At 60.8% G+C, this 13481-nt stretch carries 15 protein-coding genes; 4 read left to right on the top strand and 11 right to left on the bottom strand.

Annotation, left to right across the window (positions count from 1 at the left end; translation table 11 throughout):
- The 9 genes from CWE16_RS05915 to CWE16_RS05875 all read right to left on the bottom strand — a co-directional run bounded on the left by CWE16_RS05915 (position 1) and on the right by CWE16_RS05875 (position 7930).
- Positions 1–1467, bottom strand: a complete 1467-nt coding sequence (locus CWE16_RS05915) for a TldD/PmbA family protein (RefSeq protein WP_131593744.1) — start codon at positions 1465–1467, stop codon at positions 1–3.
- Between the two features lie 67 nt (positions 1468–1534).
- A complete protein-coding gene (gene acsF / locus CWE16_RS05910) occupies positions 1535–2620 on the bottom strand; it encodes a magnesium-protoporphyrin IX monomethyl ester (oxidative) cyclase (RefSeq protein WP_131593742.1) in 1086 nt (361 codons plus the stop codon).
- A 68-nt stretch (positions 2621–2688) separates the two neighbouring features.
- Entirely contained in the window at positions 2689–3162 is a 474-nt protein-coding gene (locus tag CWE16_RS05905) for a DUF2996 domain-containing protein (RefSeq protein WP_443081608.1), read from the bottom strand.
- A gap of 45 nt (positions 3163–3207) precedes the next feature.
- Positions 3208–3762, bottom strand: coding sequence for a hypothetical protein (locus tag CWE16_RS05900; protein ID WP_161567572.1), 555 nt, complete (start codon positions 3760–3762; stop codon positions 3208–3210).
- Positions 3759–4406 (bottom strand): flavin prenyltransferase UbiX, encoded by a 648-nt coding sequence (locus CWE16_RS05895; RefSeq protein ID WP_131593738.1) that lies wholly within the window; start codon positions 4404–4406, stop codon positions 3759–3761. Before CWE16_RS05895 ends, CWE16_RS05900 begins: the two co-directional genes overlap by 4 nt.
- Positions 4407–4417: 11 nt before the next feature.
- Positions 4418–6763, bottom strand: a complete 2346-nt coding sequence (locus CWE16_RS05890; RefSeq protein WP_131593736.1) for an RNB domain-containing ribonuclease — start codon at positions 6761–6763, stop codon at positions 4418–4420.
- Positions 6764–6879: 116 nt separating this feature from the next.
- On the bottom strand, positions 6880–7224 hold the full coding sequence (locus CWE16_RS05885) for a TMEM165/GDT1 family protein (protein WP_131593734.1): 345 nt from the start codon (positions 7222–7224) through the stop codon (positions 6880–6882).
- A gap of 6 nt (positions 7225–7230) precedes the next feature.
- Positions 7231–7572: a TMEM165/GDT1 family protein gene (locus CWE16_RS05880; protein ID WP_236629602.1), complete on the bottom strand. Its 342-nt coding sequence runs from the start codon at positions 7570–7572 to the stop codon at positions 7231–7233.
- Positions 7565–7930: a YkgJ family cysteine cluster protein gene (locus CWE16_RS05875; RefSeq protein ID WP_131593732.1), complete on the bottom strand. Its 366-nt coding sequence runs from the start codon at positions 7928–7930 to the stop codon at positions 7565–7567. Before CWE16_RS05875 ends, CWE16_RS05880 begins: the two co-directional genes overlap by 8 nt.
- A gap of 109 nt (positions 7931–8039) precedes the next feature.
- Here CWE16_RS05875 and psb30 point away from each other — a divergent pair, with 109 nt between their 5' ends.
- Positions 8040–8147: a photosystem II reaction center protein Ycf12/Psb30 gene (gene psb30, locus CWE16_RS05870; RefSeq protein WP_074159310.1), complete on the top strand. Its 108-nt coding sequence runs from the start codon at positions 8040–8042 to the stop codon at positions 8145–8147.
- Here the strand turns inward: psb30 and CWE16_RS05865 are convergent.
- Positions 8126–9490, bottom strand: a complete 1365-nt coding sequence (locus tag CWE16_RS05865) for a chloride channel protein (protein WP_131593730.1) — start codon at positions 9488–9490, stop codon at positions 8126–8128. The genes psb30 and CWE16_RS05865 overlap by 22 nt on opposite strands.
- A complete protein-coding gene (gene recJ / locus CWE16_RS05860) occupies positions 9487–11379 on the bottom strand; it encodes a single-stranded-DNA-specific exonuclease RecJ (RefSeq protein ID WP_131593728.1) in 1893 nt (630 codons plus the stop codon). The genes CWE16_RS05865 and recJ overlap by 4 nt, the downstream gene beginning before the upstream one ends.
- A gap of 19 nt (positions 11380–11398) precedes the next feature.
- Here recJ and CWE16_RS05855 point away from each other — a divergent pair, with 19 nt between their 5' ends.
- Genes CWE16_RS05855 through CWE16_RS05845 form a run of 3 tightly spaced genes read left to right on the top strand, consistent with a single transcriptional unit; the run spans position 11399 to position 13480 of the window.
- Entirely contained in the window at positions 11399–12217 is an 819-nt protein-coding gene (locus CWE16_RS05855) for an HAD-IA family hydrolase (protein WP_269088335.1), read from the top strand.
- Positions 12217–12552, top strand: coding sequence for a DUF565 domain-containing protein (locus CWE16_RS05850; protein WP_131593726.1), 336 nt, complete (start codon positions 12217–12219; stop codon positions 12550–12552). Before CWE16_RS05855 ends, CWE16_RS05850 begins: the two co-directional genes overlap by 1 nt.
- A complete protein-coding gene (locus tag CWE16_RS05845; protein ID WP_131593724.1) occupies positions 12542–13480 on the top strand; it encodes a hypothetical protein in 939 nt (312 codons plus the stop codon). The genes CWE16_RS05850 and CWE16_RS05845 overlap by 11 nt, the downstream gene beginning before the upstream one ends.
- Position 13481 lies beyond the last annotated feature (1 nt).

The following is a 13481-nucleotide window of genomic DNA, read 5'->3' as shown; positions in this document are numbered from 1 at the left end:
TCAGCGGCCTCCCACGGTGATCGAATCCACCTTGATGTGGGGCTGCCCCACCGTGACAAAAACGCTTCCACTCACTGAGCCGCAGAAGCCAGCAGCCAGATCCAGGTCGTCTGCACACATGGAGATCCTTGGCATCACCTCTTTCGCTTCACCGATCAAGGTGGCCCCCTTCACGGGCCTGCCAAGGGTTCCATTTTCGATCAGGTAGCCCTCCTCCACTGAGAAGTTGAATTGGCCGGTGGGGCCGACACTCCCGCCTCCCATGGATTTGCAATAAAGCCCTTTGTCGGTCGAGCTGATCAGCTCTTCCGGGCTGTGCGGGCCTGCCGCGATGTAGGTGTTGCGCATGCGACTGGCGGCTGCAAAACCGTGGTTCTGGCGTCGTCCGCTACCGGTGCGGGGATGACCAGTTCGCAATTCTCCGGCGCGATCACTCAGGAACCTTTGCAGCACACCGTTTTCGATCAGAACCGTGCGCTGAGATTCCATCCCTTCATCGTCCATCGCAATGGAACCAAACGCGCCTTGGCTCAGGCCTTCATCAATGGCGGTAACAGCCGGATGGGCGATGGTTTCCCCGATTCGATCCGCGAACGGTGTGGTGCCTCTCTCCACCTGAGTGGTCTCCAGTAGGTGCCCGCAGGCTTCATGGAAGATCACCCCACCGAAACGGTTGGCGAGCACCACGGGCATTTGTCCGCCATCCACGTAGTCGGCTCGCAGCATGGTTGAAGCGCTCTGGCAGACATCAGCTGCTGATGCCTCAAGATCCCAGCTCTGGAGATCATCGGGACGATCGGTTGATCCGTAGCGGCGTCCGATGCTGGCGCGGTGATCACCGTCAGCCGCCAACACACTGAGGCCAGAGGATTGATGAAGACGAATATCTCTGGCGAACGTTCCATCGCTGGCTGCCACGAGCACCTCCTGCCAGTCACGGGCGTAACTGCCGCGGCGGACCTCTAGGTGCTGGCCAAGGCGCTGCAGAACCGCCGTGCCATCGAGGAGTCTTTGCGTACAGAGATCAAGGTCTGGTGCGCGTCCTAACCAGTCGGTCTTGCCGACGGAGAAATCGCGGAACTCTCCGAGACCGCTGAAGTTGGAGAGGTGGGCTTTCGATGCTGAGCTGAGATCCAAGCCGAGCATGGCCAGGGCCTGCTCGAGTGCCTTGAGGAGACCCGACTCACTGAGGTCATTGGTGCTGACGAACCCATCGCGGTCTCCGCGAAACACGCGCAGACCGGCACCCATCGAGAAGGCAGGGCTCACGCTGGTGATTCGGTCCTGTTCCGCAAGCAGGTTGAGGTGGTCGGTGGTTTCGAGAAACACCTCCACGAGGTCAGCTCCCGCTCGCCGGCCAAGACCGAGGAGTTGTTCCAGTTTGTCTCGCCAGGGAGTCAGTGTGGGGTCCAAGCCAGTTGCCTGAACATGAGCGGGATGGGAAGCGACCAAGCCCCTCGTCTGCATCAGCTTTCAATTATGGGGAAGCGGAAAGGTCGTGGTGACCCCGATTCCCCTAGAACGCCGACTGATCTCAGCGAACGGCCGGCTGGAGCGCCTTGCTGCGCACGGGTTTCATCAGGAAGAGCGTGGCCATCTCGAGACCGTTGCCCACCCAGTAAGGAAGCTTGCGGATCAGCTTGATCGGGGCTGGAGCTTGACTCTCGTCGGCAGCGCTCAGGGCAGCGTTGTTTTGCACCAATCGCTCCAGGCCTTCCCAGAAGCGGGGATTCTTGACATCAAGAACCACTGGGAACACCCGCGCCGAAGTCTCATTGGTCTTGTCAATCACCACCCGGTCGTAGTCGCGCGCATCAAGACCAAGGGCCTCATAAAACTCCTTACGGGCAACGTCGCGCACGTACATCGTCGCGAAGACGGCCAGTAGGAAGAAGCGGCACCACAGCCTGGCGGTCAAGCCACGCACGGTGTCGGGCTGGGCCTTCATCAGGGCGTCGAAGAAATCGCCATGACGGTTTTCGTCCTGGCACCAATTCTCGAAGAAGTTGAAGATCGGGAAAATCTTGCTGTCTGGATTCTGTTCCAGGTGGCGGAAGATCGTGATGTAACGCCAGTAGCCAATCTTCTCGGACAGATAAGTGGCGTAAAAGATGAACTTCGGTTTGAAGAACGTGTATTTCTTGTTGGCAGTCAGGAAGCCGAGGTCGAGCTGTAAGCCGAAATCGCTCATCGCCTTGTTCAAGAAGCCAGCATGGCGGGCTTCGTCGCGGGCCATGTGCGCGAAGCACTCGGCGAGCAATGGGTTGCGGTTCTTGATGCGACGGCTGAGTTCCTTGTAGAGCAGGAATCCAGAAAATTCAGAGGTGCAGCTCTGCTCCAGAAACTCAACGAAGACTTCGCGAGTTTGTGGATCGAGTTTGTCGGCTGCGCCGTCAAATTCGCCATTGCGAACGAAATGATGGCGGTTGTAATCCTTGCGGAATTCCTCGCAGATCGCCTCGAGCTCCGCCTCATTAGGGCGGAGGTCCATGGCGGCCATGGCCTCGAAATCCGTGGTGTAAAAGCGTGGCGTGAGGATCGTGTCCTTCACGGGGTCCTTCACGGCAACGGACGAGCCGGCGTTGGCCGCAGCTTCCGTTACGGCGGTGGGAGGCACCATCGGATCTCAGTCTTGGTGAGATCCATCGTAGGTGTCGCCGCCCTGCCTCCGATGGTTGATGTAACGGCTCAGTTGCCTCCCAGCCACTTCTGTCCGTTGAGGCGCTGCAGAAGGCGTGAGAGCAGCAGCGGGAGGCTCATGCGCTTTTCATCAATCAGAAACGACTCCAGGAGGCTGGGTTCGGTGCCCGGGTCAGCCAGGGCAATGGTTTTGCCGGCATTGATCGAATCGTCGTTGAAGCAGAGCCAGAAGCGCCGTCCCGGCGGCAGGCTCCCCGTCACCATCCAACACTCACCACCCACAACAGGCCGTTCACCCTGGACGAGTTCCAGGCTTTCGGGCGTGATGCCATGGCTCTGGAGGCCCTTCAGCAAGCCCGGGATCAAATCGTCCTGAATGAAGCTCGTGAAGGGCTTGTCTTCCAGCTTCGGGGGTTTGGCCGGCTTGTCCTTTTTGGCGGCAGCGGACTGATCCGCCTGAGCCGGACTAGTTCCGTCAGCTTGGTTCTCCAGGGCTTTGTCTGCCTGAGGTGTTTCGCTCACGGGTCCGTTATCGCTGGCGGAACTGTAATCAGTGCAAGGCGGCCCTCACCAGTCATCGTTGACCTGGCTCGACCAGTCGTCGTGTCCCGTGCCCATGGAGCTGGCAGTTGTAGCGGCTGCTTTTGCAGCAGTGGTCGCAGCAGCCGGTGCAGCCGTTGGTCCACGCTGTTCCCCTCGTTTGATCACCCGATAGGGCACGGCAACGGTGGGTGCTGGGTCGCGCACATCCCGTTCAGGCCAGACCTGAGGGGAGTCATTGGATGGGTTGGGCTCACGGGACCTGTGCTCGGCATCGACGTCGCCGGAACCGCGACGATTTGGCTCTGGCCAGGGAGCCCAGGGTTCTCTTGAAAACGGTTCTCGACGCACATGGCGTTGCAGGGGTCTCTGCTGAGTGCTGAGCAATAAGGCGCCAGCGCCGCTCAAGAGGGCGCCCCCCGCCGCCGCGATTGCGATCCAGGCGCCCAGGGGCAGCACCGGCGATCGCCAGGTCAGGAGGCGCAGGGAGCTGCTTTGGCGCCCGTTCAGGCTGGCAACAAGAGCCAGTGCCACCAACGGTGTCAGAGACGGAACCAGGAGGAGTCTCTGCAGTGGTGTCATCGCTGATCCCCTGTCCAGCGCTGGATTGGTGCGAGATCTTCATCCAAACCGTCAAAGAGGCGAACGACCAGAAAATCGACCATGTCGTCGAGGGTTCTTGGCTGGGTGTACCAGGCGGGGATCGGAGGGGCAATCCGTGCACCAGCTTCCGCAAGGTTGGTGAGGTTGCGCAGATGAATCAGATTCCATGGCATCTCCCTTGGCGCAATCACGAGGGGACGGCCTTCCTTCAAGTGCACATCGGCGCAGCGCTCGACCAGGTCCGTGGCCACACCCGCGGCAATGCGCCCGACGGTGCCCATGCTGCAGGGCACGATCACCATGCCCCGTGTGCGGTAGCTGCCGCTAGCGATGTTCGCTGCCTGGTCATTGAATCGGTGGCATTGAAGGGCCCCGCTCTGGCAGTCAAGACGATCGCGCCAGAACTGTTGTTGCTGTTCGGGATCGAGTGGGACGCTTTCACCCCGCTCCGCTTTCCACACCTCATGGGCACCACGACTGAGAACGAGATGAACGCTTCGCCCCCGTTGCAGCAACAGTTGCAGCGCCCTTTCCGCAAGCGGTTGGGCTGATGCCCCTGTCACCGCGAGCACGTAGGGGTGATCAGCGCTTTGCTGGGTGCTCGGGGCTGAGGTGGCTGGCATGCTCGCTGTCCTCAGTGCTCATTCACTAAGACGGGAATCGACGCTTCCTGCTCGGATCCAGGGGCTGTGGAGACGACCTCCGCCGCGTCATCGGCACGCGCCACGACCTCGAGATCAATCTGGTTGCGCAGCACATCCACTTTCATGATTTTCACCGTCACGGCATCCCCGAGTTGATAGCGGCGCCGATTGCGACGACCGACGAGTCGGTTCTGCCTGGAGCGGTACTCGTACCAGTCATCGTTGAGTGAACTGACATGGACCAGTCCCTCGATCATCGAGGGTGGCAGCTCCACAAAGAATCCGTAGCTCTGCACGCCGCTGATCACTCCGAGCTGCTCCTGGCCCACCATCGGTTCACAGTGCCGCGCCTGCACCATCGCGACGACATCCCGGCGCAATTCAGCCACCTGACGATGCCTGGCATTCAACTTTTGCAGCAGTCGCTGGGGCGCTAGCTCAGAAATTTTTTGGCTCTGAGATTGGCTGAAGAGTGGCCACTCGATCCTGCTACCGCAGCCGCGTTCGCCAAGGACAACCTTGTCTTTCTGTCGGACGCTCGGCCGGTCCTTACCCTCCAGCAGCAGCGCTGAAAGCAACTGCTGATTGATGAGATCAGCGGCGTGCAAGGTGGGGCAGCACCAGGGTGCCGTTCGTCTGGGTGTAGAGCTCGACCTATCGGTCTCAGCACTGGCGGTCACCTCACTGTCGTCATTGGCTCCTCCTTCCCCAGGTTCTGCCGTGGCGTCGATCGCGAGGAGCGGTGCGGGAAGAGCCTGGCAGAGCTGACGGTCGAGCACACGTCGCTGGGGGCTGGATGCAATGGCCTGGGCCAGCTCCACGGGAGATGGTGTTCCGTCCTCCTCCAGTTCCAGAGGAAGCTCCAGGGCCACGGCCGCTTTGGCAACATCCGTGAGTGCTGAGGCCTCCGCTTCCGGGGCCATCAGCTCCAGCGCTTTCACCTGGAGATCCTGGCTGTGCTGTGACCAGGTGTGATCGGCGGCCATGACGAGAACGGCCAGAATCGACTGAGGATCTTGTTCGTTCAGAGGGCTGATCCATTGCTGACGATCTGCATCGGGCCATGAACGGCCCAGGTCTCCCAGGCTTTCAAGCTCAGGTGCCGCGAGGTCCAGCTCCAGCACTCCATTGCGGATGGCTTCAGCCTGCAGGCTGCGAGCGCAGAACAGGAGTGTTTCCAGCTGACCGATCTGGTCTTTGATCGGTTTGAGGGCTGCTGGCACGGTTCTGGCCTTTGGCTTTCGGGCGCCGAGAGCCTCGAGATGCGCTGGGGTTATCTCGGCGACGGGCCGGATCCGGCTGAGGCAGAACAGCCAGTCACGCACATCACCCTCAGCATTGATGTCGAGCCGGAGAGTGATGGCATCCTGCTCTTCTCCGACGGTGAAACGGCAGGCCTCGTCGAGGGGCCGGTTGAGCAGAGGTTGCCAAATCTCTCCAAGGCAGAGGGCTTCCCCCCGCTCCTTGATCCAGGCATCAAGAGCCTGTCCGGGTGCGAGACGTTCGGCCACGGTGGGCGCATGGACCCACAGGCGGCTTCCTCCCTCGTGGGGCTCGACGTGAACCGCAGGGAGTGCCGGGGCCCCTTCGCCGCTCCAGCTCCGCAGAAGAAGACTGGATTGATCGCAGAGCTGTTGGCGTTTTTTGGCGTTGGGAGTCTTGAGACTGGATCGAGGTGCTTCCGGTCTCTCATGCAGGTTCGCCTTGGTCAGCAGGAGCTCCCGATCACCTGCGGCTCCTGCATCCAGTGGTAACGGCCGCGCCACATGACCTCGGGCTGCAAATTGCGCCACTGGGTAGCGATCAACCTTCACTTCCACCAGGGAGCCGCTGTGCTCTCCCGCTTCAGCGAGTTCAATCGTGGCCAGAAGCCTGTCATCAAGCGGCAGCGCAACAACCCTGTTCTCCTGCTGGTCGAGATGGGCGAGAAGACTTGTGGTTTGGCGCTCGAGAATGCACTGGACCCCGCCCTCCGGTGAGCGACGACGCCCACCCTCGCGGGTGACTTTCACCAGCACCCGATCGCCATTCCAGGCGTGATTGAGCTGGTGGTCGCGGATATAGATGTCTTCACCACCGTCATCACGGATGGCAAAGCAAAAGCCTTTGCTGCTGCATCGCAGCCGGGCCTCGATCATGTCCGGATTGTCGGTCCGCTGGATCGAGCCTTCCTTAGGACAGGTGATCACACCAAGTTTTTTAAGCCCCTGAATGGCGAGTTGCAGGGTGTCTTTTTCCGAACGGTTGCTCAGTCGGAAGATCTTTTCGAGTGTTTCGGATTCAACTGAACCGGAAACAGGGACCTGGTCGAGCAGATCAGCGACCGTGAACTTCATCGTGGAGAGTGGGCTGGCCGGCCTTCAGGACCGGGAGAACGATCACCCTGGAACGTTCAAGGACGAATCTCCCAAGGGGAGTTCTCCAAGAGTGGTGCAGCGTTGTCCGGGTGAAATCAGAGTTTAGGCGAAGCCCCATCCTCGACGTCCTGGGCTAGGTCAGCCCCTTCTTGGCCGCCTGGAAAACCGCCAAGGAGGGGCCATAGAAGCCGAAGACCGATCACGAGGAAACCCAGGGATGCCAACAGCTGAAGCAGATCAGCCGGTATGAGATTGGCCATTGACCCACCGGCGATGGCGCCGATGAGACTGGCCACGACAAGGGCTGAGGACGAGCCGAGAAACACCGCCAACGGCCTGTTGGATGTTCCACTGATCGCAACGGTTGCTAACTGCGTCTTGTCCCCAAGCTCCGCCAAAAACACGGTCACGAAGGTGGAGATCAGGAGCGTGAGATCCATGGTTGATCAGTTGTTCGCGTTTTGAAGCATCGATTGAAGGGCCTGGACCCCCAGCCAGAGTCCGAGACCCACCATCAACAGGCCCGCCATCTGCTCGAGTCGCTCAGGTGGAAGCACCTGCGAGAGCCAGCGACCGACCAAAACTCCCACCAGGCTCGAGCAGATCAGTGCGATAGCCGCGCCGAGGAACACCAGCCAGGGCTGGCCCGATTGGGCAGAGAGAAGCAAAGTCGCCAATTGGGTTTTGTCACCAAGCTCCGCCAGAAACACCGTGGTGAAGGTGCTGAGCAGCACGGCGGTGAAGCTCATGGAGCCGCTGGACTCCTCAGCTCGCTGGAGTTCAGCCATTCGATCGCCGCAGACTGCGATTGAACTTACGTAGTTCGCGGCTGTTGCCGCCATGCTCTGAGCGGATTTGTTGGCGGCAGCAGGCGATCGCGAAGTCATTCGCTTCTTCGGCCGCTAGGTCAAACAAGCCCGCAAGATTACTGACACGGCAAAAATCTGGACGCTCGTCATAAATCCTGCAGCTCCTTGCACCGGTGTCGTAGTGCTTGCACCAACCATCGGGGCCGGCCATCTCCAGATACAACGCTCGCTGCGCTTCTGATAAGGCCGCTAGGGCCTCCGGACGATCATCAGGAGACAGCCGGCAGCAGGCACCGCAGAACCGGATACAGGTCCAGGTGTCTTGGCGCTTCGACATCAGCAGCTGCTGTGACAAGCCATCACAGTGACAGGCCCTCTAGAACAGCGAAAGGGCAAAGGCCCCGTAGCCTGGTGAGACGATTGCTCCGGTTCACCGCGCCGACCCCATGGGACTCGATTTTCACCTGATCGCCAATTTCGCTGCCCTGGCTCTGATCACCCTGGCGGGTCCGGCGGTGATCTTCATCCTTTTCTATCGCCGCGGCGCTCTCTGAAGCTCCCCCAAGGCGTGGTACACAGGCTTTCGGGCGATCAGCCGTCCGACATAGGCGGCGATCACCGCTGCCATCACCACCCCAGCGAACAATTGCTGATCGCCTGTCAATCTCCAGGCGAAAACGATTGAAACCAGCGGCAGTTGGGTCGCTCCGGAAAGCCCTGCGGCCATTCCCAGGGCAATTCCCAGATGTTGGCTCATGCCCAACACGGCACACACGGTGTAACCCAGCATCGCTCCGAAGGTGAGTGAGGGGTCGATCAGTCCTCCAGGGACTCCAGGTGCCAGGGCGATCATCGGCGCCACCACACGGGTCACGGTGATCCACAGACTGGTGACACCGGCGATCAGATCCCCTCCTTGAGGGTCGAAGCTGGGCATGCCTTCATGAATCAGCTGGCGAATCAGGGCTTCCCCATCGGCAGTGCTGGTGCCAAAGCTCAGGAGCCCTAATCCAGTCAGGCCCAAGCCAAGGGCCAGGCCAATCCTGACCGGCTGTCGGCGCACTACGCCCATCAGCCGTCCTGTGGACCATACGAGGCCTCGGTTGAACAAGCCACCCACGAGTCCGCCGACAATGCCGATCGGCAGGGCCATCATCAGTTGTTCCGCCTCTGGCGTCATCACATTGATCACGCCTAGCCCGAAGATCGGTTGCCCCCCGAAATGGCTAAACCCCGCGGCCGCAACGGAAATGACCAGAGCGGGCCAAATCGTCACGATGGCGTAATCGGCGGTGAGTTCCTCGAGCATGAACACCGCCCCCAGCAAGGGAGTGTTGAAGCCTCCGGCTAATCCGGCTCCTCCACCGATCGCCACCATCTGTCGTTCGGTGAGGCTTGGAAGCCAGCCACCAAGACGACGGTGGAGCGCCCTGGCAACAGCCGCCCCGAACTGCACCACAGGGCCTTCTCGGCCCAGGGGGAACATGGCCACGGTGGCAATCGACCAGAGCAATCCTCTCTCCACCGTGCCCGCTGCTGCCATCGCTCGCGGCAGCTTGGATGGGTCTTCAAGACCATTCATGGTGGAGGGGATGCCAGAGCCAGCACCGTCTCGCCATGGCCCCCGCTGCAGCAGTAGAAGCGCTGGCATGACGGGGATCGGCAACAAGACGATCAGGAGCCCCAGGGGTGTCCAGGACTCGAAATGGGTGGGGAGCTGGTTGTAGAGGAGCTGCTGCAGTCGATCGATCCAGTTGAGGGGCAGGCAGGCAAGGCCGATCAGAGTGCCAACAAGGATCAGCCCAACAAAGTGCCGAATCAGGGAGGGCAGGGCCGAGGCTCCCGAATCGATCAGACCTGGAAAGAGCCCTTCGCTTCTGCGGGTATCAAGACTCATGGGTGAAGACCGAGGCCGATGGCGGCGTCCTGAAGCAGGCCTGCAACGTAGGCGTGGCTGGAGCGAATGTCGTCGCTTTCCAACACGCCGTTGTCAAGACAGTTGACCTTGAGGCAGTCACCGGCCTGATTGACCAGCTCCATGCCACGATCCCCATGGCGCCGACAGGTGTAGAGCTGATTCCCTCGCTGCAGCACCATGCTGCTGAAGTGCTCTCTTAAGGCCACGACCTCGAGTTGAAGGCGTTCTTCCCCCTGCCAGCGATTCAGCGAGAGGCGGAAGATGACATCCACCCGTCGAGGAATCGGCTGCTGGGGGTCCCAGCGCCAGGCGATCGCCTCGCGGCATGAATCCCCTTGTTGCAGGCTCAAGCGCTTATGGCCTCCCCTGAGCGTCTGCTCTCGGGTGACTTCACAATCTCTTGCCCAGAACAGTGGCGCTGGATGGCCGACCCCAAAGGGCTCCAAGGTCTGAAGCTCCTGCCAGAAGGCTCTGGTAATTCCCTCGAGTGGCAGCAGTGCTTCAGGGAGGATCCTTCGCGCACTTCCCTGGCTGTCCAGCCATTCCGCGGCAAGCCCATTGAGTTGTTCATGCAAGACGTGCACATGCTCGGCGCGAACGCTGAACCCAGCCGCTGCTGGATGGCCTCCGAACCGTTCCAGGTGATTGGCGCATTGCTGCAAGGCTCGATCGACCGCAAACCCCTCCGGGGAGCGCACTGAAGCGCGTAGAAGCCCTTCTCCATCGCCAGCAAGTAAAGCGACGGGTCGTCGATAACGCTCCATCAACCTGGAAGCCACGATGCCGATGACCCCGTGATGCCAGTGGCCCTGGGCGAGCAAGACAAAGGGGGGGAGTCCCTGGGTATCGGCTTCGAGCAAGGCCAGCGCCTCCGCCTCGATCGCGTCACATAGCTCTCGCCGTTGTCGATTCAGAGCATCACAGCGGCGAGCAAGCTCGACGCCTGCGTCACGATCGTCCTCGGTGAGTAGCTCCACCACGAGGCGTGGATCTCCAAGCCTGCCGACCGCATTGATCCTTGGTGCGAGCTGAAAGCCAATGTCGTCGGCGCGGAGGGGGCGTTCTTCCAGGCCGGAGAGTTGCTGCAGAGCGCGAAGGCCGATGCAGCTGCTGCGATGCAGATGGCCAAGCCCTTCGCGGAGCCAGGTGCGATTCGCACCTGTCAGCGGCGCCATGTCGGCAATGGTGCCAATACAGAAGAGATCTCGGGCGGCGCCGATCGCATCCGGTTGACCCAGCGATTCGGCAAGGGTTCGCGCGAGCACGTAGGCGAGGCCCACCCCCGCAAGCCCCCGATAGGGCGAGTCCTCAGGAGTGGTCGAGGGGTGGATTAATGCCAGGGCTTGAGGGGCTTCAACCGGCAGGGTGTGATGGTCCGTGAGGATCACGTCCATGCCGAGCTTCTCTGCAAGCGAGAGCGCTTCCTGGGCGGAAACACCGTTATCGACGGTCACCAGCAGTCGGATGCCCTGCGCATGCAAGCCAGACACCATGCCTGCATTCAAGCCATAACCATCGTCCATCCGGCTGGGGATCGCTGGTTGTGGCTTGGCTCCGAGGGAGGACAGCGCTCTGATCAGCAAGGCTGTGCTGGTCATGCCGTCGGCGTCATAGTCCCCACAGATCGCCAGGGATTCACCCCTTAGGCAGGCCTGAGTCAGCCGCGCCACTGCTGCCTCCAGCTGGGGGAAGTGCTGGGTGGTGGAAGGCAGCGCGGGGGCATTGAGCAGATCCTGCGCTGAATTGAGATCGTGACCTCGACGAACTAACACCGCCCGAAGGGCCAGTGGCAGCGGTAACCCGTTCAATGGATCTCTCCCACAGGGCGGCGGGAGCTGCCAAGCCGATGGACTGGAGGGGGGGGGCACGGCTGCAGCGTTCGGATGAGTGCATTGTGCGCTGTGGTTCAAGCTGGTTTGCAGCGGTGGCTGTCTTGTGGTGTTGGCTCTGGAAGCCGTCTTCTGGGATGTGGATGGAACCCTGGCAGACACAGAGATGGATGGTCATCGGCCAGCCTTCAATGCAGCGTTTGCGGAAGAGGGACTGCCCTGGATCTGGGATGTGCCGCTCTACGAACAGCTGCTGCTCATCGCGGGTGGACGTCAGCGCATGGCGGCCTATGCCGATCAATTGGGGACCCCTCTGGCCAATGCCCAGCTCGATCGATTGCGGGCTCTGAAGCAAAAGCACTATCGGCAACGTTGTCAGGAGGGGGCGATCGCTCTCCGTCCTGGAGTTGAGCGCTTGATCGAAGCCTTTTCAGAGGCTGGATGTAGCCAGTGGATTGTTACCAGCAGCGGCCGATCGTCCGTTGAGTCCCTCCTGATTGGCCTTTTTGGAGCCAGCCGACATCCCTTCAATGGCTTGATCACCGCCGACGATGTGCGATCAGCGAAACCTGATCCAGAGCCTTATCTCAAGGCGCTGACGATCAGCGGCTGCAATCCCTCATCCGTGTTGGCGATCGAGGATTCGCAGGCCGGTCTCGAAGCGGCGACAGCGGCAGGTCTCCCTTGTCTGCTGACCCCTTCGCCCTGGGAGCATGAGTTGCTTGCTCGTCTTGACGAGGAGGTTCCTCCCGCCGCCGCAGCGCTGCTGCACCTTGGTGAACCAGACCTTCCGGCCCGGCAATTGTCAGGTCCCCCTTGTCCTGGAGGGGTTGTCACGCTGGAGTACGTGAACGGTCTTGTGCAGAGCAGTCGTTGATGCTTCGGCAGCGCACCCGCTACGCCCAGCTTGAGGAACGTCTCGGATCCCAGCTCAGCATGAGTTTGGTGGGGCCCTGGAGACGACGGAGCCTTGGTTTGCTTTGCCTGTTAATCGGCTTTTTTTTAGGCAGCAACCTCACCACCTACTACCTCCAGAAGATTGGTCAGCGGCCCTTGGTGGTCCTGGTGTTGGTTCTGGTGCTTGAGCTTCTGGTGCGTCTGCGCAGTCGTGTGCAGGCCAATCCCTGGCCATTGTCCTGGATCGCTCTCGACAGCCTGCGTCTTGGCGTGGTTTATGCCGTGGTGCTGGAGGCTTACAAACTTGGTTCTTGAGCCCTCGCCCTGTTCAGATCCTCTCTCCGTGCCAGGCCTGGAGCCGGTGCTGAACAGCCTGGGGATCAGCGATAGCCGCGCTTGGCGCACGCGCTGGGCAGATGTCGGCGGCTCCTCTTTGGCCCTTGAGGCCTGGGGACACCCAGTGACGGATGCCTTTGTCTGGACTGTGGGGTTTCCGTTACTGACAGCGCTTGAGGGGGCTGCGGACCATCCTCAGCGTCAGTTGTTCGGCCTGAGCGGTCTACCGGGCTGCGGAAAAAGCACATTGACCCGCTGGATTGCTGCTGCAGCGAAGGTGATCGATCTTCCAATTGTGGTGATCTCTCTGGATGATTTCTATTACCCACGCGAGGAGCTTGATCGGGTCATGGCTGGCAATCCCTGGCGCGTGCCCCGTGCTTTACCGGGAAGCCATGATCTGTCTCTTCTTCAGCGGGCGGTGGATTCATGGCGAACGAGCGGTCTCCTGCGTGCGCCCTGCTTTGAAAAATCGTTGAGACATGGCAAGGGTGATCGCAGCGGCTGGCGCGAACAGCGCGGTCAGGTTTGCCTTCTGGAGGGATGGTTCGTCGGCGTTCGCCCCAGCAGCCAGCTGGGTGACGACCCCCTACTGACTACCGCCGAACGGGACTACCAACCTCTTGTTCAGAAGCATTTGGCTCGCTATGTCCCTTTTTGGGAGTCACTCGATGGCCTTTGGCATCTACGGGCCTCAAACGTGGAGGCCACCCGCCTCTGGAAACGTCAGCAGGAAGAGACCATGCACCGGCGCACCGGTGTCCAACTGCCCGCTCCTGCGCTCAACAGCTTTGTTCGCATGATCGAAACAGCAATGCCCCAGGCGTCGTACCAACACCTGGAGCATGCCAACGTCGTCGTGCACCTCAACGACACCCGTGAGGTACTCGAACTGACTCGTGCCTGAA

Source organism: Synechococcus sp. BS55D, from assembly GCF_004332415.1.
Classification (GTDB): Bacteria; Cyanobacteriota; Cyanobacteriia; order PCC-6307; family Cyanobiaceae; genus Synechococcus_C.
This window is presented reverse-complemented; position numbering and strand designations above follow the sequence as displayed.